This is a genomic window from Leifsonia sp. Leaf264, assembly GCF_001422325.1.
GTDB lineage: Bacteria > Actinomycetota > Actinomycetes > Actinomycetales > Microbacteriaceae > Orlajensenia.
The window spans coordinates 93,157-111,779 of record NZ_LMMR01000001.1 but is presented as its reverse complement, the minus strand read 5'-3'; the positions used below and the strand labels follow the sequence as shown (position 1 = coordinate 111,779).

Annotated in this window: 21 protein-coding genes and 1 tRNA gene; 11 read left to right on the top strand and 11 right to left on the bottom strand. The window is 68.8% G+C overall.

Annotated elements, in window-relative coordinates:
- The first annotated feature begins 75 nt into the window (after nt 1-75).
- The 3 genes from ASF30_RS00535 to ASF30_RS00525 are packed head-to-tail and all read left to right on the top strand — an operon-like array spanning nt 76 to nt 1,824.
- Nucleotides 76-588 (top strand): hypothetical protein, encoded by a 513-nt coding sequence (locus ASF30_RS00535; RefSeq protein ID WP_055900044.1) that lies wholly within the window; start codon nt 76-78, stop codon nt 586-588.
- Nucleotides 589-631: 43 nt separating this feature from the next.
- Entirely contained in the window at nt 632-1,231 is a 600-nt protein-coding gene (locus ASF30_RS00530; protein WP_162240708.1) for a signal peptidase I, read from the top strand.
- Nucleotides 1,228-1,824, top strand: coding sequence for a hypothetical protein (locus ASF30_RS00525; protein WP_055900038.1), 597 nt, complete (start codon nt 1,228-1,230; stop codon nt 1,822-1,824). The genes ASF30_RS00530 and ASF30_RS00525 overlap by 4 nt, the downstream gene beginning before the upstream one ends.
- 42 nt (nt 1,825-1,866) lie before the next feature.
- Here ASF30_RS00525 and ASF30_RS00520 read toward each other — a convergent pair whose 3' ends face one another.
- Nucleotides 1,867-2,214: a UBP-type zinc finger domain-containing protein gene (locus ASF30_RS00520; protein WP_055900035.1), complete on the bottom strand. Its 348-nt coding sequence runs from the start codon at nt 2,212-2,214 to the stop codon at nt 1,867-1,869.
- Between the two features lie 126 nt (nt 2,215-2,340).
- Between ASF30_RS00520 and ASF30_RS00515 the strand changes: the two genes are divergently transcribed.
- Complete coding sequence (locus ASF30_RS00515) at nt 2,341-2,523, top strand: hypothetical protein (protein WP_055900032.1); 183 nt, start codon at nt 2,341-2,343, stop codon at nt 2,521-2,523.
- Nucleotides 2,524-2,542: 19 nt separating this feature from the next.
- Here ASF30_RS00515 and ASF30_RS00510 read toward each other — a convergent pair whose 3' ends face one another.
- A complete protein-coding gene (locus ASF30_RS00510; RefSeq protein ID WP_055900029.1) occupies nt 2,543-3,478 on the bottom strand; it encodes a DNA-3-methyladenine glycosylase family protein in 936 nt (311 codons plus the stop codon).
- A gap of 185 nt (nt 3,479-3,663) precedes the next feature.
- Here ASF30_RS00510 and ASF30_RS23250 point away from each other — a divergent pair, with 185 nt between their 5' ends.
- Nucleotides 3,664-3,927, top strand: a complete 264-nt coding sequence (locus ASF30_RS23250; protein ID WP_055900026.1) for a hypothetical protein — start codon at nt 3,664-3,666, stop codon at nt 3,925-3,927.
- 70 nt (nt 3,928-3,997) lie between these two features.
- Nucleotides 3,998-5,758: a bifunctional 3'-5' exonuclease/DNA polymerase gene (locus tag ASF30_RS00500; RefSeq protein ID WP_055900023.1), complete on the top strand. Its 1,761-nt coding sequence runs from the start codon at nt 3,998-4,000 to the stop codon at nt 5,756-5,758.
- Nucleotides 5,759-5,802: 44 nt separating this feature from the next.
- Here the strand turns inward: ASF30_RS00500 and ASF30_RS00495 are convergent, their stop codons facing one another.
- Complete coding sequence (locus tag ASF30_RS00495; RefSeq protein ID WP_055900020.1) at nt 5,803-6,369, bottom strand: PadR family transcriptional regulator; 567 nt, start codon at nt 6,367-6,369, stop codon at nt 5,803-5,805.
- A gap of 201 nt (nt 6,370-6,570) precedes the next feature.
- Here ASF30_RS00495 and ASF30_RS00490 point away from each other — a divergent pair, with 201 nt between their 5' ends.
- Nucleotides 6,571-7,092: a DUF3145 domain-containing protein gene (locus ASF30_RS00490; RefSeq protein ID WP_055900017.1), complete on the top strand. Its 522-nt coding sequence runs from the start codon at nt 6,571-6,573 to the stop codon at nt 7,090-7,092.
- A gap of 104 nt (nt 7,093-7,196) precedes the next feature.
- On the opposite strand, the gene ASF30_RS00485 is transcribed toward ASF30_RS00490, so the two are convergent.
- The 6 genes from ASF30_RS00485 to aceE form a co-directional block, all read right to left on the bottom strand.
- Nucleotides 7,197-8,432 carry a beta-ketoacyl-[acyl-carrier-protein] synthase family protein gene (locus tag ASF30_RS00485; RefSeq protein ID WP_055900014.1) on the bottom strand — a complete coding sequence of 412 codons (1,236 nt, stop codon included), beginning with the start codon at nt 8,430-8,432 and terminating at the stop codon, nt 7,197-7,199.
- 117 nt (nt 8,433-8,549) lie between these two features.
- Nucleotides 8,550-8,798, bottom strand: a complete 249-nt coding sequence (locus tag ASF30_RS00480; RefSeq protein WP_055818711.1) for an acyl carrier protein — start codon at nt 8,796-8,798, stop codon at nt 8,550-8,552.
- Between the two features lie 61 nt (nt 8,799-8,859).
- Complete coding sequence (locus ASF30_RS00475; RefSeq protein WP_055900011.1) at nt 8,860-9,864, bottom strand: beta-ketoacyl-ACP synthase III; 1,005 nt, start codon at nt 9,862-9,864, stop codon at nt 8,860-8,862.
- 13 nt (nt 9,865-9,877) lie between these two features.
- Entirely contained in the window at nt 9,878-10,798 is a 921-nt protein-coding gene (locus ASF30_RS00470) for an ACP S-malonyltransferase (protein WP_055900008.1), read from the bottom strand.
- Nucleotides 10,799-10,892: 94 nt separating this feature from the next.
- Nucleotides 10,893-12,086: a PucR family transcriptional regulator gene (locus ASF30_RS00465; protein ID WP_055900005.1), complete on the bottom strand. Its 1,194-nt coding sequence runs from the start codon at nt 12,084-12,086 to the stop codon at nt 10,893-10,895.
- Nucleotides 12,087-12,094: 8 nt separating this feature from the next.
- Complete coding sequence (gene aceE, locus ASF30_RS00460; RefSeq protein ID WP_055900002.1) at nt 12,095-14,821, bottom strand: pyruvate dehydrogenase (acetyl-transferring), homodimeric type; 2,727 nt, start codon at nt 14,819-14,821, stop codon at nt 12,095-12,097.
- Between the two features lie 173 nt (nt 14,822-14,994).
- Here aceE and ASF30_RS00455 point away from each other — a divergent pair, with 173 nt between their 5' ends.
- Nucleotides 14,995-15,459, top strand: coding sequence for a peroxiredoxin (locus ASF30_RS00455; RefSeq protein ID WP_055902329.1), 465 nt, complete (start codon nt 14,995-14,997; stop codon nt 15,457-15,459).
- Nucleotides 15,460-15,482: 23 nt separating this feature from the next.
- On the opposite strand, the gene ASF30_RS00450 is transcribed toward ASF30_RS00455, so the two are convergent.
- Together ASF30_RS00450 and ASF30_RS00445 are read right to left on the bottom strand one after the other, a co-directional pair.
- Nucleotides 15,483-16,190, bottom strand: coding sequence for a hypothetical protein (locus tag ASF30_RS00450; RefSeq protein WP_055899999.1), 708 nt, complete (start codon nt 16,188-16,190; stop codon nt 15,483-15,485).
- Between the two features lie 75 nt (nt 16,191-16,265).
- A complete protein-coding gene (locus tag ASF30_RS00445) occupies nt 16,266-16,955 on the bottom strand; it encodes a DUF1345 domain-containing protein (RefSeq protein WP_055899996.1) in 690 nt (229 codons plus the stop codon).
- 53 nt (nt 16,956-17,008) lie between these two features.
- Between ASF30_RS00445 and ASF30_RS00440 the strand changes: the two genes are divergently transcribed.
- The 3 genes from ASF30_RS00440 to ASF30_RS00430 all read left to right on the top strand — a co-directional run bounded on the left by ASF30_RS00440 (nt 17,009) and on the right by ASF30_RS00430 (nt 18,605).
- A tRNA-Val gene (locus ASF30_RS00440) sits at nt 17,009-17,081 on the top strand.
- Nucleotides 17,082-17,097: 16 nt separating this feature from the next.
- Nucleotides 17,098-17,613: a GNAT family N-acetyltransferase gene (locus tag ASF30_RS00435; protein ID WP_055899993.1), complete on the top strand. Its 516-nt coding sequence runs from the start codon at nt 17,098-17,100 to the stop codon at nt 17,611-17,613.
- Nucleotides 17,614-17,657: 44 nt separating this feature from the next.
- Nucleotides 17,658-18,605, top strand: coding sequence for a DMT family transporter (locus tag ASF30_RS00430; RefSeq protein ID WP_055899990.1), 948 nt, complete (start codon nt 17,658-17,660; stop codon nt 18,603-18,605).
- Nucleotides 18,606-18,623: the final 18 nt, after the last annotated feature.

Below are 18,623 nucleotides of genomic sequence, written 5' to 3'. Positions count from 1 at the left end.
CCTGCACAAGGGGACCGAAGAATCACAACTCGAGGAGGAACCATGAGTAAGGCAACACGAACACCGCGGAAGAGGATGACTCTACGCATCGCTCTCGCCGGCATTGCCGTGCTGGGCGTCGGCGCGGCCATCACCACTGCGGTATGGACGGACGACGTGTTCTTCGGGGCGACGGCGACAGCCAGCAGCTTCGACCTGCAAGGCCGTCAAGCGGGCGCGCCCACGTGGGGTGACCAAGGGCTCCCTGGTGACGACGCAACCATTGTTCTCACCTCCACCGAGCTCGGGAACCTCTCGCCGAGCACGACCGTCACCATTCCGTTCGAGCTGTGCAACGCCGGGACTGCCGACGGGACGATCGAGACGATCACAGACCCGGTCATCGGCGACCCGCTGGGCTCAACGGCTGGTGCCAACATGACTGCCACCATCACAGGCGTGGCAGAGGGGGATGGCATCCCGTCCGACACCACCTGCGCCAACCCGGTCACCGGGAACCTGGTGGTGACCACCACCGTGGACTTCCCGCCAACCGCCATGGGCCAGACCGGTGACATCTCCTTCAGGGTGACCGGACAGTCCGACTGAACAGGACCACTGGTGAACCGGTGAGCGCGTGAAAGTGTTCCGGGTGATCGGCAACACCCTCCTCTGGGTGCTCGCCGGTGTCGGCGTGCTCTCCGGAGTGCTGTGGGCGGCGCACGCCGTCGGGTGGGTGCAACCTCTCGTCGTCGTGTCCGGGTCGATGCAACCCGAGATCCGGAAAGGCGACCTGCTGCTGGCGATCCCCGCGCCAGTGGAGAACCTGGCGGTCGGTGACGTCGCCTCGCTCCCCAACCCGAGGACCGGGGTTCTGGTCACCCACAGGATCGTCGCCATCAGCCAGAACGGATCCGGTTGGCTGTTCGAGATGGAAGGTGACGCGAACAACACCAAGGACCCGGCACCGTACGCTGTCACAGCCGGAACGATGGTGTGGCATCCTGTGGTCACCGTCCCGGCGGTCGGTGACCTGATTCAAACCATCGCGCGGCCCGGCGTGGCCATCCCCTTGGGCGTGGCTGTCATCGCCCTCGTCATCCTGACGATGCTGCCGACCTCCGGTGCACGCCCAGATGAGGAATCGGCGGCGGATGACACCAAGGCCGACGCCGACAGGGCAGGGCTGGAACTCCCAACCGAAGAGGGAACAGTCGCTGTCGGTACGGCATCCGAGAGGGCGGCACCATGAAACGGGTTGCCGTCATTGCACGGCGGGTCGGGACGGCAGTCATCGTCACCGGCGCCGTCCTCGTGTTCGGTGCCCTGCTCGCCCTCGTCCAACAGGCGCCGGCCGGAGCTGCACCCCCTCACGCGTTCACCCTCGCTTTCGACGACCTCGCCCCCGGCAGCCCCGAAACCCGGTCGGACTCGTTCCAGCTGGAACGCGACGCTGCCCTCACCTCGTTCGCCTGGCTCCAACGCGTCGGAGTGATGACCGACGCCACCCTCACCGTCACCGTCTGCGACACAGCCGGCACCTGCATCGACCCGGCGTCTCTCACCGACCCGGTCTCGTTGTCCGCCGGAGACATCGACGTGACGATGTCGACAGAGCTGGCCGACACCGTACCGTCGGGAGGTTCAGGGTCTGTCACCGGCCAGCTCACGTTCGTCGCCGAGGACGACCTCGCATCCGCCGGTGGTGTCGGCGGTGCTGGCGGGCTGGCAGCGACAGGAGTAGCGCCGATGCTCTGGCTGGCAGCCGGCGCAGTCGCCGTCGCCGCCGGTGCCGGCGTAGTCGCTGTCAGCTCCAGAAGGTCGCCCCGCAACCGGAAGACGTGACCGCAGCCCGTGGGACTGCTGTCAGCCGGGAGCGCGGCCGCACTAGTGCAGGAGATTCCGCCATTCCGCGGGCACGAGTTCGCGCGGCGCCGGCGAGCCCTGTCCCTCCGGACGGGCGACGGGAGGGGCGAGATCGGGACCCTCGGCATAGGAGTCGCTCTCGAAGTTCCAGAACCAGCTCTCACCGGGCTCGAAGCTGCGGATGATCGGATGCCCGGTCGCGCGGAAGTGAGCCGTGGCGTGCTGGGACGGCGAGCTGTCGCAGCATCCGATGTTCCCGCATGTCGCACAGCGGCGCAGGTGAAGCCACCAGCCGTCGGTGCCTTCGCAGTCGGCGCATCCGTCCGAACTCGGCGGAACGGTGGGGTCGATTGCGGTCTGCGCGTCCATGGATGCTCCTCGTCGTCGTTCGCATCCTGTCACGATCCGGCATCGCAGGGCCAGATCAGCGCCCCGAACCGGTGCCACCCGGACGCGGACTGACGCCGCCGGGGGAGCATCTCATAGTGTCGGGGCATGCCCCCTATTGCCGCCGGCTGGTACGAAGTCGACACCGCGATCTGGTGGTGGGACGGAGCGCGCTGGTCCCACGACGAGGGCTACAGGCCGCTCGGGGCCATCGCCTCCGATGCGGCTCCGCCGCAGGGCGAGAGGGTGCAGATCACCGGCGCCATCGAACCGCTCCCGAAGAAGCACTGACCGAGGCCAGCTCCCCGCCTCAGTGCGAGCGATGGTCGACGAAGGCCATCCGCGGTCCGCGACGCTCGCGCCCGGGTACGCCGTGGGCCTGGAGCAGGCGCACGAGCCTGTAGCGGTGCGGACGCCAGCCCTCGAGCGCCTCCACCATCTCGGCGTCGCTGAAGCTGTCGCGACCGTACAGGGCGTGCCCGACGTAGTTCGCCAGGTGGTAGTCGCCGACCGAGAGCGCGTCGGCATCGCCGAGCGCCCGCTGGGCCACCTCGGCGGCGGTCCAGACGCCGATGCCCGGGATGGCGCACAGGCGCGCCGCCGCTGTCACGGAATCGAGTCTCGTGCACTCCTCGAGGCGATCCGCTACCCGCGCAGCGGTCACGACGGTGCGCGAGCGCTGCGGGTCGACTCCGGCACGGTGCCACTCCCACGACGGGATCAGGGCCCAGGTTCGAGCCGACGGCACGACCGTCATGGGTCGCGGCGTCGGGCCGGGCGCCGGGGAGCCGAATGTGCGGACCAGGTGGCGCCAGGAGGCCGTGGCCTGCAGGGTGATCACCTTCTGCTCCAGGATGGCCGGAACCAGGGCCTCGAACACGCGCCCGGTCTTCGGAATGCGCAGGCCCGCGTGGCGTCGGTGGGCATCGACCAGTACGGGATGCGCGGGCTCGAAGCCGCTCGGATCATCGTCGGACCCGAGCAGGGCCGGCGCGGAGGCGACGGCGGCATCCGCTCCCTGTCCCCACGCGTCGCAGTGCAGCATCCCGTCAGCGTCGCGGCTGATGCGCATGCTGGCCGGGCCGTCGGCGGTGAGTGTCGTGCGCCAGAGGGCGCCATCCGGGGCGAAGACGTGTGTGGGATCGCTCGAGCCGCGCCCGAGCCGCGCCACCGTGAGTGTCACGTCGGTGGCGTGCCGAGGACTCCACGTGAGAGTCGCGTCGGGGGCCATACGTCCAGTCTGCATGTTCGCATCCTGAATGAACCCTCCGACGCTCGAACAGGGCCGCTCGAACACTGCTGCTCGACCTGCTTCGAACGCCGAGCGATCGGCGAAAGCGACTCGACCCCACTCCGCAGATCTGCGCCTGACTGGGCGTCGGAGGAAACAGCCTCTCGCGCCGAGGTCGTCCTTCGTGGCAAGATCACCGAATGAGCGATGAGGCCCGACAGCCGGTGACGATCGAGCTGTTCCACGACTTCGACCAGCGCTGGCGCGCCGTACTCCAGGATGCCGACTCCGAGGAGATCGAGACCATCGTGCTGCCTCCCGAGACCGATGGGGTGCGTTCGGCCGTCCGGCAACTGCGCCTCAAGCTCCGCGGCCGCATGCTCGACGTCGGAGCGCTGGCGCCCACCGACGAGACGAACTCGATCTGGCGCGGCGCAGTGCAGGCCGCACTTCCCGTGGCCTGAGCGCCCAGTCGCGCCGAGCCCGCGCCGAGCCGCGGTCGGCGCTGTCGGCGCCAGCGGCGAGAATGGTGGGGTGCACTTCGTCGTCGGTCGTCTCTCCTCGGGCGCTGCAGCGACGCAGGCCTTCGACGCCGACGGCGCCGCCGTCGGCGACCTGATCCGTCATGCCGACGACGCCGCCCTCGCCGGCTTCGTCCGGCACTCCTCGGTGGTATCCCCGGCCGCGCGGTGGGTCTGGGACGACACCGCACGCTGGTATCCCCGCCTGCTCCGACACGGCGTCAGGGTCGCCCGATGCCATGATCTGCGGCTCGCTCACGCCATCCTGAGGCTCTCGACCCTCGCCGCCTCCAGCGCTCTCGCGAAGAGCCCGCACGGTGTGTGGGATGCCGCCGCCGAGGTCGAACGGCCCCCGACAGCACACACGACGCTGTTCGACGTCGACGTGGACCCCGCCGATGACGGTGCGGACGTTCCCACCGACGACGTCGACGAGACTGTGGCGGAATGGCGGCGACATCTCGATGCCGTCCGCGGATCATCGGCACCCGGCCGACTCCGACTGCTGCTCGCGGCGGAATCCGCCGGTGCTCTGATCGCCGTCGAGATGCGCGCGGCCGGCCTGCCGTGGAGCGTCGATCGACACGATGCCGTCCTCACCGAGGCGGTCGGCCCGAGACCGCCCGTCGGCGCACGGCCCGCGCGCATGCACGACCTCGTGCTCGCCATCCGCGCCGCCCTCGACGACTCCACGCTCAACCCCGATTCACCGCAGGAGCTGCTGCGATCGCTCCGTCGCAGCGGCATCAACGCTTCGTCGACGAGTCAGTGGGAGCTGCGGGAGATCGAGCATCCGGTGATCGAGCCGCTCCTCGAGTACAAGAAGCTGGCACGGCTGCTCTCGGCGAACGGCTGGTCCTGGATGGAGGCCTGGATCGTCGACGGACGGTTCCGACCCGACTACGTTCCGGGCGGTGCCGCGACAGGGCGTTGGGCGACCAACGGCGGGGGAGCGCTCCAGCTGCCCAAGCAGGTGCGCTCGGCCGTGCGAGCGGATCCCGGATGGAAGCTGGTGGTGGCGGATGCCGCCCAGCTGGAGCCGCGCATCCTCGCGGCGCTGTCGGCCGACACCGCGATGGCGGCGGCCGGCCGCGGCACCGACCTGTATGCGGGCATCCAGGCGACGGGAGTCGTGGAGACGCGCGCCCACGCCAAGGTCGCCATGCTCGGGGCCATGTACGGAGCCACGACGGGGGAGAGCGGTCGCCTGCTCCCGCGTCTGGCCCGCGCCTACCCGCGGGCGATCGCTCTCGTGGAGGATGCGGCACGCACCGGCGAGCGAGGCGAGAGCGTCACCTCGTGGCTCGGGCGCTCGTCACCGCTCCCGCCGCCCAGCTGGTTCGACGTGCAATCCCTCGCCAGTGCCCCCGACGCGTCGGAGTCCGACGAGCGACGGGCTCGCAGCAGCGCTCGGGAGTGGGGGCGCTTCACGCGCAACTTCGTCGTGCAGTCGACGGCCGCCGAGTGGGCGCTGTGTTGGATGGCCGAACTGCGCACGGCGCTGATGGCGCTTCCCACCGGGACCGACAGTGACTCGCACGGTGCGCAGGCTTCGCCGGGGCCGCTCGCCGGCACAGTGTTCGACGGCCGACCGCATCAGGTGTTCTTCCTGCACGACGAGATCGTCGTGCACACACCGGCGCCCCTGGCGGATGCCGTGGCTGAGCAGGTGCGCCTGGCCGCCGAGTCCGCCGGACGGCTGCTCTTCGGCGCCTTCCCGGTCGACTTCCCCCTGGGCGCCGCCGTGGTCGACGACTACGCCGAGGCGAAATGACCCGGCCTCTCGGTCGCCTGTCGCCTGCCGGGTCGCCGTCGCATTCACGCGATCGGTCTCCCGCGTCGCGGTCTCGCGGCGCTGTAGGCGCGCGCCAGGGACGTTCCACCGCCGGCCAGCTCGTCGGCCACGCCGTCGAGCCAGCGGATCGCCGCCTCGGCCAGTGCCGCGGTCGCGTCGGAGGCGAGCCGGGCCTGAGGCACGGTGTCGACGATCACGGCTCCGGATGCCGCAGCCCAGCGTTCCCGGTAGGACTGGAGCAACTCGCGCGCATCGACGCCGGGCAGCGAGGTCGCCAGCAGCACGGCGTCGAGCATCTCGGCCCAGTCCGGTGCGCCATCCGGCGCCGAGCTCAGCGCCGAGTCGACGACGCCGCGGCCCTCATCGGTGATGCGGTACAGTGGGAGGCCGTCATCCGTCACCCCGGCCGCTCGAACCAGTCCCTGCACGCCGAGGCGGTCGAGGGTGGCGTAGACCTGGCCGATGTTCACCGTGCGCCGATGCCCCAGCCTCTCTCCGAGTTCGGTGTGCAGCTGGGCTCCGTAGGCCGGCCCGAGGGTGAGCACGGCGAGCAGTCCGTTCCTGACCGACACCGGCACCTCCGCGCTCACGAGAAATCCATACCGAGCATACCTTCGGCAGCGGAGCACCTCGGTCTGCCGACTGGCCGAATCACACAGTTGTGATTCCCCCGGAAGGTGAGGCATAATCTGCTGTATCGGCCTCTGGTCGCACAAGTTCACACACATCCGCCGTGGTATCCGTGGTCGAGGTCGTTGGGGAAGACGTACCTCACACGAACGGAGAGCACCATGGCGTCACCAGCTGCCCGGCAGGCACCGACTGCGCGGGGCGTTGTCTATGTCCACTCGTCGCCGCGAGCACTCTGCCCGCACGTCGAGTGGGCGGCGGGTCGTGCCCTCGGGCGCGCCGTGAACTTCTCCTGGGTCGACCAGCCCGTGCTCAAGGGCGCGCAGCGTGCCGAGTTCTACTGGGAGGGCGACGCCGGCACCGGCGCTGCCATCGCGTCGGCCCTGCACGGCTGGGAGCACCTCCGCTACGAGGTGACCGAGGATCCCGGGCCGGGCAGTGACGGGGCCAGGTGGATGCACACGCCCGACCTCGGCGTCTTCTTCGCCCAGACCGATAGCGCCGGAAACATCGTCGTGTCGGAGGACCGCATCCGTTCCGCCATGGAGAATGCCGGCCTGAACGCCCTCGAACTGCACAACGAGCTGCGCATAGCGCTCGGGCAGGCCTGGGACGACGAACTCGACGTCTTCCGCCACGCATCCGACGATGCCGCCGTCGTCTGGTTGCACAAGGTCGGCTGATCCGGTTCCGACCACGAACTCAGAAGCCCCGCGCTGAATACAGCGCGGGGCTTCTGTACGCTTCGGCCACGCACGTAGCGCGGGCCCCAGCGACCGGAACTCTCCTAGATCGAGCGGAACGCCACGACGGCGTTGTGACCGCCGAAGCCGAACGAGTTGCTGATCGCCAGCAGGTCGCCGGCACCGAGGTCGCGAGGCGCCGTGACGACGTCGAGCGGGATCTCGGGATCCTGCTCGGTGAGGTTGATGGTCGGCGGAGCGACCCTCTCGGCCAGCGCCTTGACGGTGAAGATCGCCTCGATCGCGCCGGCACCACCCAGCAGGTGGCCCGTCGACGCCTTCGTGGCCGAGACGGGGATGCCGTCCAGTGCGTCGCCGAACACTCGACGCAGGGCGTTGTACTCGGCGATGTCGCCCACCGGCGTGCTGGTGGCGTGGGCGTTGATGTGCGACACATCGCCGATGGAGGCATCCGCCCCCGAGATCGTGGCCAGCATGGCGCGGGCCGCCGCCGAACCCTCGGGGTCCGGAGCGGTGATGTGGTACGCGTCGCTGGTGACCGATCCGCCGACGAGCTCGGCGTAGATCCTGGCGCCGCGCGCCTTGGCGTGCTCCTCGGTCTCGACGACGAGGGCCGCAGCGCCCTCACCGAGGACGAAACCGTCACGGGTGACGTCGTAGGGCCTGGACGCCGTGGCGGGGTCGTCGTTGCGCTTCGACAGCGCCTGCATCGACGCGAACGCGGCGATGGGAAGCGGGTGGATGGCGGCTTCGGAGCCACCGGCGATCACGACGTCGGCGAGGCCGGCCTGCAGGTGGTTGTACGCGTTGACGAGAGCCTCGGTGCTCGAGGCGCAGGCCGAGACTACGGTGTGGATGCCGGCGCGGGCGTGCAGGTCCATGCCGATGGCCGCTCCGGGGCCGTTCGGCATGAGCATCGGCACTGTCATCGGCAGCACGCGGCGAGGGCCGCGCTCGCGCAGGGTGTCCCAGGCGTCGAGCAGCGTCCAGACGCCGCCGATGCCGGTCGACCAGTCCACCATGAGGCGTTCGGGCTCGACCTCGGGGGAGCCGGCGTCAGCCCAGGCCTCGCGGCCGGCGATGAGCGCGAACTGGCTCGACGGGTCGAGCCGCTTGGTCTCGTGGCGCTCGAGCACGTCGGCGGTCTTGACGGCCGACTGGGCAGCGAAGGCGACGGGCAGCGCGAGCTCTTCGACCCACGGCTGCAGGAGGGCGCTGGCCCCCGACATCCCGGCGAGCAGGTTCGACCAGCTGTCGGTCGCGTTTCCGCCGAGGGGGGACGTTGCACCGATTCCGGTGACGACGATCTTCTTGGTCATAACGGTTGAACTCTCCGGGAGGATCTATCCGGGCGCGCGACGCTGAAGGGCGGGCGCGGCCCGAGGTGGCGGGCCGGACTCACCAGGAGTGGTCCGGCCCGTCCGCGACGAACGTGACTAGTCCTGGGCCTTCACGATGAAGGAGACGGCGTCGCCGACGGTCTTGAGGTTCTTGACCTCTTCGTCGGGGATCTTCACGTCGAACTTCTCTTCAGCGTTGACGACGATCGTCATCATCGAGATCGAGTCGATGTCGAGGTCGTCGGTGAACGACTTGTCCAGCTCGACCGTGTCGGTTGCGATGCCGGTCTCGTCGTTGATGAGCTCGGCCAGGCCGGCGAGGACTTCTTCGGTGGACAATGCCATTGTTATCTCCTTGGGGGGTTTCGTTTGACCGTCACTCAGTTTAGGGGCGACGGGGGTTCGGTCAGGGAAGGACGACGACCTGCGCGCCGAAGACGAGACCGGCGCCGAAGCCGATCTGCAGGGCGAGGGTGCCGCTGAGCTCGGGATGACCCTGCAGCAGTCGGTGGGTTGCGAGGGGGATCGAGGCCGCCGAGGTGTTGCCGGTCGACTCGATGTCGCGGGCGATGACGACGGATTCGGGAAGCTTGAGCTGCTTGGCGAACTCGTTGACGATGCGCATGTTGGCCTGGTGGGGGATGAACGCCGAGAGGTCGTCGACCGTGATGCCGGCGGCGTCGATGGCCTCCTTGGCCACCTTCGCCATCTCCCAGACGGCCCAGCGGAACACGGTCTGGCCCTCCTGGCGCAGCGTCGGCCACTCGGCCTTGCCGTCGCGGAAGTCCGTGAGCGTGGCGTTCATGCCGACGGCATCCGCTTTCGATCCGTCCGAACCCCAGACCGTCGCCGAGATGCCTGGGGCATCGCTCGGGCCGATCACGACGGCTCCCGCGCCGTCACCCAGGAGGAAGGAGATGGAGCGGTCGGTGGGGTCCACGACGTCGGAGAGCTTCTCGGCTCCGATGACCAGGGCGTAGTGGCCGGCCCCGGCCCGGATGAGCGCGTCAGCCTGGGCGATGGCGTAGGTGTAGCCGGCGCAGGCCGCGTTGAGGTCGTAGGCAGCCGCGGGGTTGGCACCCACGTTGTCGGCGACGACAGCCGCCATCGACGGGGTCTGCTGCACGTTGCTGATCGTCGCAATGAGCACGAGATCGATCTTCGACGCCTCGACGCCCGACTTGGCGATGGCCTCCTGGGCTGCCGCCGTGGCGAGGTCGGTGGCTGAGACCCCGGACGACGCCCTGGTGCGCGTCACGATGCCCGTGCGCTGCTGGATCCACTCGTCCGAGGAGTCGATCGGGCCCACGAGGTCGTCGTTGGGCACGATGAGGTCGCCACGGGCGGCGCCGATCGAGTAGATGCGGGTGAAAGCGGGGCCCGTGGCCTGCGTGAGTGTGGGGACTGTCATGGTCTCTCTCGTGTCAGGCGTTCTGCTCGATGAGCGCGACGGCCGCGTCGAGGTCGTCGGGAGTCTTGATCCCGATGCTCGGGATGCCCTTGAGTCCGCGACGGGCGAGCCCGATCAGGGCGCCGGCAGGTGCGAGCTCGATGATTCCGGTGACACCGGCCGCCGCGAGCGACTCCATCGTGAGGTCCCAGCGTACGGGCGAGGCGACCTGGGTCACGAGCAGCTCGAGGAACCTCGCTCCGGACTCGACGCGGGAACCGTCGTTGTTGGTCCAGATCGGGATGGTGGGGTCCGCTGTCGTGTAGCCGTCGACGGCGCCGGAGAGCCAGGTGCGTGCCGGCTCCATGTAGCGCGTGTGGAAGGCGCCGGCGACCTGCAGTGGAATGACGCGGGCACCGCCCGGCGGCTCGTCCGCGAGGCGAGCGAGCGCATCGGCGGCACCGGCGACGACGATCTGGCCGCCGCCGTTGTAGTTGGCCGCCTGCAGGCCGAAGGACTCGGCCTTCGCGACGACCTCGGCCGCATCGCCACCGAGGACGGCGCTCATCGATGTGGGCGTGGCCGCGGCGGCCTGCGCCATCGCGACGGCACGCTCGCTCACGAACTGCATCGCATCATCAGGGCTCAGGATGCCGGCAGCCGCCGCCGCCGTGATCTCTCCCACCGAGTGACCGGCGATGCCGCCGATACGTGCGCGGCCGGCGGCGTTCACGAGGGAATTGAACGTGACGAGACCTGCAGCCACGATCAGCGGCTGGGCGACCGCGGTATCGCGGATGGTGTCGGCATCCGAGGTCGTGCCGTGAGCGGCCAGGTCGAGACCGGCTGCCTCCGAGTACTCGGCGACGAGGGCGGCGTTCTCGGGCACGGCGAGCCAGGGCGCGAGGAAACCGGGGGTTTGCGAGCCCTGTCCAGGGCAGACGACGACGATCACCTGTACAGTCTGCCAATCCGCGCCAGCGCAGCAGTGTCGAAGGTCACCAAGGATTCCGCCGATCGTTTGTTCGTGGCGCACATGGCGCAGGCACTCAGTTGCGCCGGTCCGGGTCGCTGATCGCTCCCAGCACGAGAGCCGCCTGCAGGATGAGAGCCTCCCGCGAGCCCGTGGCGTCCCAGCCGATCACCTCGGAGACCCGCTTGAGGCGGTACCGCACGGTGTTCGGGTGCACGAACAGCTCACGGGCCGTCGCTTCGAGCGAGCGTCCGTTGTCGAGATAGCTCCACAGGGTGTTGAGGAGCTCTGTCGAGTGGGCGCTGAGCGGCCGGTAGATGCGGTGGATCAGCGTGGCGCGGGCGAGTGGATCACCGGCGAGGGCACGCTCCGGCAGCAGGTCGTCGGCCTGGACCGGACGAGGGGCGTTCCGCCAGGCGCGGGCGACGGCGAACCCGGCGAGGGCCGCCTTCGCACTCTTCGAGGCATCGACGAGGTTCGGCACCTCGTGGCCGAGCACCAGATGGCCGTCGCCGAAGTGCGGTTCGAGCGCCCTGGCAATGTCCATGAAACCGAGGGTCGCCGCCGAGTCCGCGTCGTCGCCATCGCGCGCCTCCGGCCTGGCGCGGCCGATGACGAGCACCAGCCGTCCACCCTGCACGCCGATGAGCACATCCGCGGCCATGTGGCGGGCGGCGCGGCGCAGTACGTCGACATCCAGCATCCTGGGCGTGGTGCCGACCAGGACGGCGACGGCACCGTGACCGTGCCAGCCGAGCGCCGCGATCCGGCTCGGCAGTTCGTCGTCGTACTCGCCCGACAGGATCGAGTCGACGACGAGGGCCTCGAGGCGCGCGTCCCACAGACCGCGGGCCTCAGCGGCGCGGGCGTAGACGTCGGCGGCGGCGAACGCGATCTCGCGCGAATAGAGCAGGATCGCCTCCCGCAGGTCGACGCTCCCGTCCTTCACACGGTGCTCCACGACCTCGACGACCACCCGGATGAGCTGCAGCGTCTGCTGCAGGCTCACCGAGCGCAGAAGCTCCCGTGGCGCCGCGCCGAACACGTCGGCGGCGATCCACGGGATCGACTTCGGGTCGTCGTACCAGGAGATGAACGACGTGATGCCGGCCTGCGCCACCAAGCCCACCGCTGACCGCCGCCCTGGCGGCATGTCGCCGTACCAGGGCAGCGTGTCCTCTAGGCGCTTGATGGTCGCAGTGGAGAGCTCGCCCGAGATCGTGCGGAGCCAGGCGAGAGTCTCCTTCTTGGTGCGCGGCGTCGTTGGCACTGTCGCTGTTAGCTCTCGCCCCCGGCGTTGCCGGTGGTTCCAGCGTTCACGTCGTGCAGCTTGTACTTCTCGATCGCCTGCGCCGGAAGGCTGCGGTCGACCTCACCGCGCGAAGCGAGGAGCTCGAGCGCGCGCACCACGATCGACGGGCCGTCGATCTTGAAGAAGCGACGCGCCGCGGCGCGGGTGTCCGAGAACCCGAAGTCGTCGGCACCGAGCGTGGCGTACTGTCCGGGCACGAACTGACGGATCTGATCCGGCACGGCGTGCGAGAAGTCGGTCACCGCGACGAACGGACCCTGAGCTCCGGCGAGCTTCTGCCACACGTATGGTGACTGCGGAGCGGCATCCGGGTTCAGGAAGTTGTGCGACTCGGCCGCGAGACCATCGCGTCGCAGCTCCGACCAGCTGGTGACGCTCCACACGTCGGCTGAGACACCCCAGTCCTCGGCGAGCAGCTTCTGGGCTTCGAGGGCCCACGGCACGGAGACGCCGGACGCGAGCAGCTGCGTCTTCGGGCCGGCAATGGTACCGTCGGCCAGCTTGTAGATGCCGCGCACGACGCCGTCGACGTCGAGGTTCTCGGGCTCCGCCGGCTGCACGTACGGCTCGTTGTAGACCGTGAGGTAGTACATGACGTTGGGGTCGCTGTGCTCTCCGCCGTACATGCGCTCGAGTCCGGAGCGCACGATGTGGCCGATCTCGTAGCCGTAGGCGGCGTCGTACGCGACGACGGCCGGGTTGGTGGCCGAGAGCACCAGGGAGTGACCGTCGGCGTGCTGCAGGCCCTCGCCCGTGAGCGTGGTGCGACCGGCAGTCGCACCGATCATGAAGCCGCGGGCCATCTGGTCGCCGGCTGCCCAGATGGCGTCACCGGTGCGCTGGAAGCCGAACATCGAGTAGAAGACGTACACGGGGATGAGGGGCTCGCCCTGTGTCGCGTACGAGGTTCCGATGTTCGTGAAGGCGGCGAGGGCGCCGGCCTCGTTGATGCCGACATGCAGGATCTGACCCTGCGGGCTCTCCTTGTAGGCCAGGAGCAGCTCGCGGTCGACCGAGGTGTAGTGCTGGCCGTTCGGGTTGTAGATCTTCGCGTTCGGGAAGAACGCGTCCATGCCGAAGGTGCGGGCCTCGTCGGGGATGATCGGCACGATGCGGTGGCCGAAGTCCTTGGAACGGATGAGGTCCTTGAGCAGGCGCACGAAGGCCATCGTCGTGGCGATCTCCTGCGTACCGGAGCCCTTCTTGGCGATGGCGTATGCCGAGTCATCAGGCAGCGAGAGCGCCGTGTGCTTCGTGCGACGCTCGGGGACATAGCCGCCGAGGGCGCGACGGCGCTCGTGGAGGTACTGGATCGCCTCGTCCTGCTCGCCCGGGTGGTAGTAGGGCGGGAGGTAGGGGTTCTCCTCGAGCTGCGCATCCGTGATCGGGATGTGCATGGCGTCGCGGAAGTCCTTGAGGTTCTCCAGCGTCATCTTCTTCATCTGGTGGGTCGCGTTGCGGCCCTCGAACGACGGCCCGAGACCGTAGCCCTTGATGGTCTTGGCGAGGATGACAGTGGGCTGGCCCTTGTGCTCGCTGGCCGCCTTGAACGCCGCGTAGATCTTCTTGTAGTCGTGGCCGCCGCGCTTGAGGCCCCAGATCTGGTCATCGCTGAGGTCCTTGACGAGCTCGAGCGCGCGCGGGTCGCGACCGAAGAAGTTCTCGCGCACGTAGGCGCCGTTCTCGGTCTTGTAGGTCTGGTAGTCGCCGTCGGGGGTGACGTTCATGAGGGTGCGGAGGGCGCCCTCGTTGTCGCGGGCGAGCAGGTCGTCCCACTCGCGACCCCAGACGACCTTGATGACGTTCCAGCCGGCGCCGCGGAAGAAGCTCTCCAGTTCCTGGATGATCTTGCCGTTGCCGCGCACCGGGCCGTCGAGTCGCTGCAGGTTGCAGTTGATGACGAAGTTGAGGTTGTCGAGGCCGTCGTTCGCCGCGAGCTGGAGGGCTCCACGGCTCTCGACCTCGTCCATCTCGCCGTCGCCGAGGAACGCCCAGACTTGCTGGTCGCTCGCGTCCTTGATGCCACGGTTGGTGAGGTACTTGTTCGCCTGCGCCTGGTAGATGGCGTTGATCGGGCCGAGGCCCATCGACACCGTCGGGAACTGCCAGAACTCCGGCATCAGGCGGGGGTGCGGGTAGGAGGACAGGCCGTACGGGGCGTGCGACTTCTCCTGGCGGAATCCGTCGAGCTGGTTCGCCGACAGGCGACCCTCGAGGAACGCCCGGCCGTAGATGCCGGGGGAGGCGTGGCCCTGCACGAAGATCTGGTCGCCGCCGCCGGGGTGGTCCTGGCCGCGGAAGAAGTGGTTGAAGCCGACCTCGTAGAGCGATGCCGCTCCCGCGTAGGTCGAGATGTGCCCGCCGACACCGATGCCGGGGCGCTGGGCGCGGTGCACGAGCACGGCGGCGTTCCAGCGCATCCACGCGCGGTAGCGACGCTCGACCTCTTCGTCGCCGGGGAAGGCCGGCTCGTTCTCGGGAGCGATGGTGTTGAGGTAGTCCGTCGTCGGCACCATCGGAACACCGAGATGCAGCTCCTTCGAGCGACGCAGCAGGCTCAGGACGATCTCCCGAGCCCGGCCGTGGCCCTCAGCGGCGACGAGGGCGTCGAGGGACTCGGTCCACTCGGCGGTTTCCTCCGGGTCTGAATCCACGTTCGTCACAGAATACGGATCCTGGTCGTTGACAGTCACACTCGACCTCTCATTAGTGGGCAGATCATGCCGCTGGGACGTGTCGTCATAGGCGCGGTCGGATTGCGTCCGCACAACTCGCCATCCTATTGATCTTATTTCTCCTCCGTGCCCGATCGGACCACGGACTATCGTGACCCGTGGTCAGGAAGACCGACGGATCGGAGTTCACCATGGTCGTGCAGGTCGGAGATGCGGCTCCATCGTTCACGCTCGTGAACCAGTTCGGCGCCGACGTCTCGCTGGAGTCGTTCCGCGGGCAGCGGGCCGTCGCCCTCGTCTTCTTCCCGCTCGCGTTCTCCCGCACCTGTTCCGGCGAGCTCTGCGAGCTGCGGGACAACCTCGCCCTGTTCGCCGCCGACGACGTGGAACTGCTCGGCATCTCGGTCGATTCGAAGCACACGCTCCGGGCGTGGGCGGAGTCCGAGGGCTTCGGCTTCGACCTGCTCGCCGACTTCTGGCCGCACGGTGGCGTGGCGTCGGAGTACGGCGTGTTCCTTCCCGAGCGTGGCTACGCCGGCCGGGCGACCTTCCTCATCGACACCGAGGGGATCGTGCGCGCCAGGTTCGAGAGCGAGCCCGGGGAGCCGCGACCGCTGGCCGCGTACGCCGAGGCCCTGGCGGCGCTCCGCGGCTGAGCGGCAACCGTCCGCCCATTCGGTCAGCCGATGAGGCTCACAGCGCGGGCGATGACGAGGGCGAGGATCACGAACCCGCCGAACGATTCGAGGGACATCAGCAGCTTCGACCGGGCCGTCAGCGGCATGGTGTCCGTCGGGCTGAAGGCCATCGAGTTGGAGAGCGAGAAGTAGAAGTAGTCGACGTAGCTCGCCGTCCAATCGCTCTTGCCCGAGGAACCGGCCGCGACCTCGTCGATGGTGTCGTCATCCTCGTCCTGCGGGAAGCGGAAGTCGGCTCTCGGCAGGTCGCTGCGCTTGACCATCGTGCGCACGACCGGGCCGCCACGATCGATCTCCCAGTACAGCAGGGCGAAGCCGATGACATTGGCGACCCAGACCTGCAGCGCTGACTGCAGGAGCGAGGGGCCCTCCTCGGAGCCGCCGACCAACAGCAGCACGAGTGACACGATGGTGATCTGGTTGGACAGCACGACGACGATGGCCAGTGCCAGCGAGAGGGTGCGCGACCAGCGGGTCTGACGGGTCAGATGGTGCGGATTGATGGCGATCAGCGGGATGAGCAGCAGGATCCCGATCGCGACGGTGACGTAGCGCTGCACTGTGATCAGGTCGTTGGGAAGGGCGCCGTAAAGGGCCAGCGCGACCACGAGGGCGAAGACGGCCGGCCAGCGGTGCTCGATCCGCGCCGTACGCGTCGAGTGCTGGGTGATCGTCGACGGCTTCGGCATCAGGCGAGTCTATGACTGCAACGGATGGGCCGGTCGTCGGCATCCGAATGTCGACGGAGGGCTTGACAGACCTCGTCAGGCGAGGATGTTCACGGCCCGGGCGATGACCAGTGCGAGGATCACGAAGCTGCCGAAGGCCTGCAGGAGATTGAGCAGCTTGAAGCGGTGCGAGAGCGGCATCGCGTCGGTCGCGCTGTACGCCATCGACGTCGACACCGAGGTGTACAGGTAGTCGATGAAGCTCGGCATCCAGTCCTCGACCTTCGACGAACGCGTGGCCACCTCGGTGACTGCGTCGTCGTCCTCGTCCTGTGGGAATCGGAAGTCGGCGGGTGGGAGCTGGTCGCGAGCGGTGAGGGCGCGGGCGACGGGACCGCCGCGGTCGAGCTCCCAGTAGAGCAGGGCGAAGGCGATCGCGTTGGTGACCCAGACCTGCAGGCTCGACAGCAGGAGCCCGGAGGTATCGCGCGACCCGGCGACGAGGTCGCCGATGAGCGCGACGATCGTCACCTGGTTGGAGGCGACGAGAAGGCACGCCAGCACCAGCCCGATCACCCGGGACCAGCGGGTCTCCTGGTTGAGCCGGCGGGGATTCATGATCACGAGCGGGATCATGAGCAGCAGCGCCAGTCCGATGACCACGAGCCGCTGCTCCGGGAACAACGAGGCGGGGAGAAACGCGTAGAGGGCGAGGGCGAACAGCAACGCCACGGCGACGGGCCAGCGGTTCTCTGTCTGGGTCGTGCGGCTCGGATGGCGCTCCATGGCCGCGAGTCTAGGCGCGCTCCGGTAGAATCGATTCCAGCCTCGCGCGCCGAGGGCCTTTAGCTCAGTTGGTAGAGCGCCACGTTTACACCGTGGATGTCATCGGTTCGAGCCCGGTAGGGCCCACTCCTGTAAGGATTCGATGGATCGAGTCTTCGACGATGACGGCACGACCGTCGCCGGGGAGCCACCCGTCGTCAGGCGCGCGACGGCGACGGATGCTGCCGCCATCGCGGAGGTCTGGCTCGCGTCGTTCACGGCCGCACTGCCGACAGTTCGCCGTGCACACAGCGATGACGAGGTGCACGGGTGGGTGCGTGACACCCTGCTGCCGGAGGCGCAGGTCTGGGTCGCCGACGACGACGCACAGATCGTCGCGATGATGGCGATCGACTCGCGCGACATCGCCGATGGACCGGGAGAGCTCGCACAGCTCTACGTGCTGCCCGACCATCTGGGCCGTGGAATCGGTGGGCGCCTGCTCGCGATCGCCCAGAACGCGAGTCCGGCTGGACTGTCGCTCTGGACCTTCCAGGTCAACACCAGAGCCCGCGGCTTCTACGTGCACCACGGATTCCATGAGGTCGAGTTGACGGATGGCGCTGGTAACGAGGAGCGCGAGCCCGATGTGCGGCTGGTGTGGCTGCCGGAGGCGTAGCGCTCACTCCCTCTGGTGAACCGCTCCGATAGTGTGCGGGGATCGTGACTTCCGCATCCGCTGCCACCACGGCCTCCGCAGGCACGAGCCGTGGCGTTCTCCCCATCGTCGTCGCCGCTCTTCTCTGGGGAACGACCGGGACGGCCGCGCACTTCCTGCCCGACGATGTCAGCCCACTCGCGACGGGTGCGGCGACCATGCTCGTCGGCGGCGTGCTGCTGTTCGCTGTCTCGGCGCGGGGCGCGATCGCGTCCCTCGGCGATCGGCGCAGCGTGGGCTGGCTGCTGCTCGGCTCCCTCGGCGTCTTCGCCTATCCGCTCGCGTTCTACTCCTCGATGCACCTCGCCGGAGTGGCGATCGGCACGGTGGTCTCGCTCGGAGCTGCTCCGGTGTTCGCCGCCGTACTCGAGTTCCTCGTCGACCGCCGTCGTGTCACGCTGCGCTGGGGGATCGCGACGATCGTCGCCGTCGTCGGTGTCGTGTTGTTGGCAGCAGGAGGGGCATCGGGTACTGATGCTGCGGCATCCGTTCCCGGAGTTCTCCTCGGCCTGGTCGCAGCGCTCAGCTACGCGCTGTACACCTTCGCCAGTGAGAAGGCGATCGGCGTCGGCCACGCGTCGCGCTCGGTGATGGGCGCCCTCTTCGGCGTGGGCGCCGTGCTGCTGGCGCCGGTGCTGCTGACGACGGGCGCTCCACTGCTGCAGAGCGGGTCGAGCATCGCCATCACCGCATACCTGGCGCTCGGACCGATGTTCCTGGCGTACCTGCTCTTCGGTGCCGGGTTGCGCTGGGTGCGCAGCAGTACGGCCACGGTCATCACGCTGATCGAGCCTGCCGTCGCGACGGTGCTCGCCGTCGTCATCGTGGGGGAGCGCTTCGATCTGCCGGGCTGGCTCGGCCTGGGCCTCGTGGCCGTCGGCATCCTGCTGCTCGTACTGCCGGTTCGCGGTGCCGCGACCGCTGTGACGGACCCGGGCGCGCCTCGGCTCTGAGCGTCGCGACGATAAGGT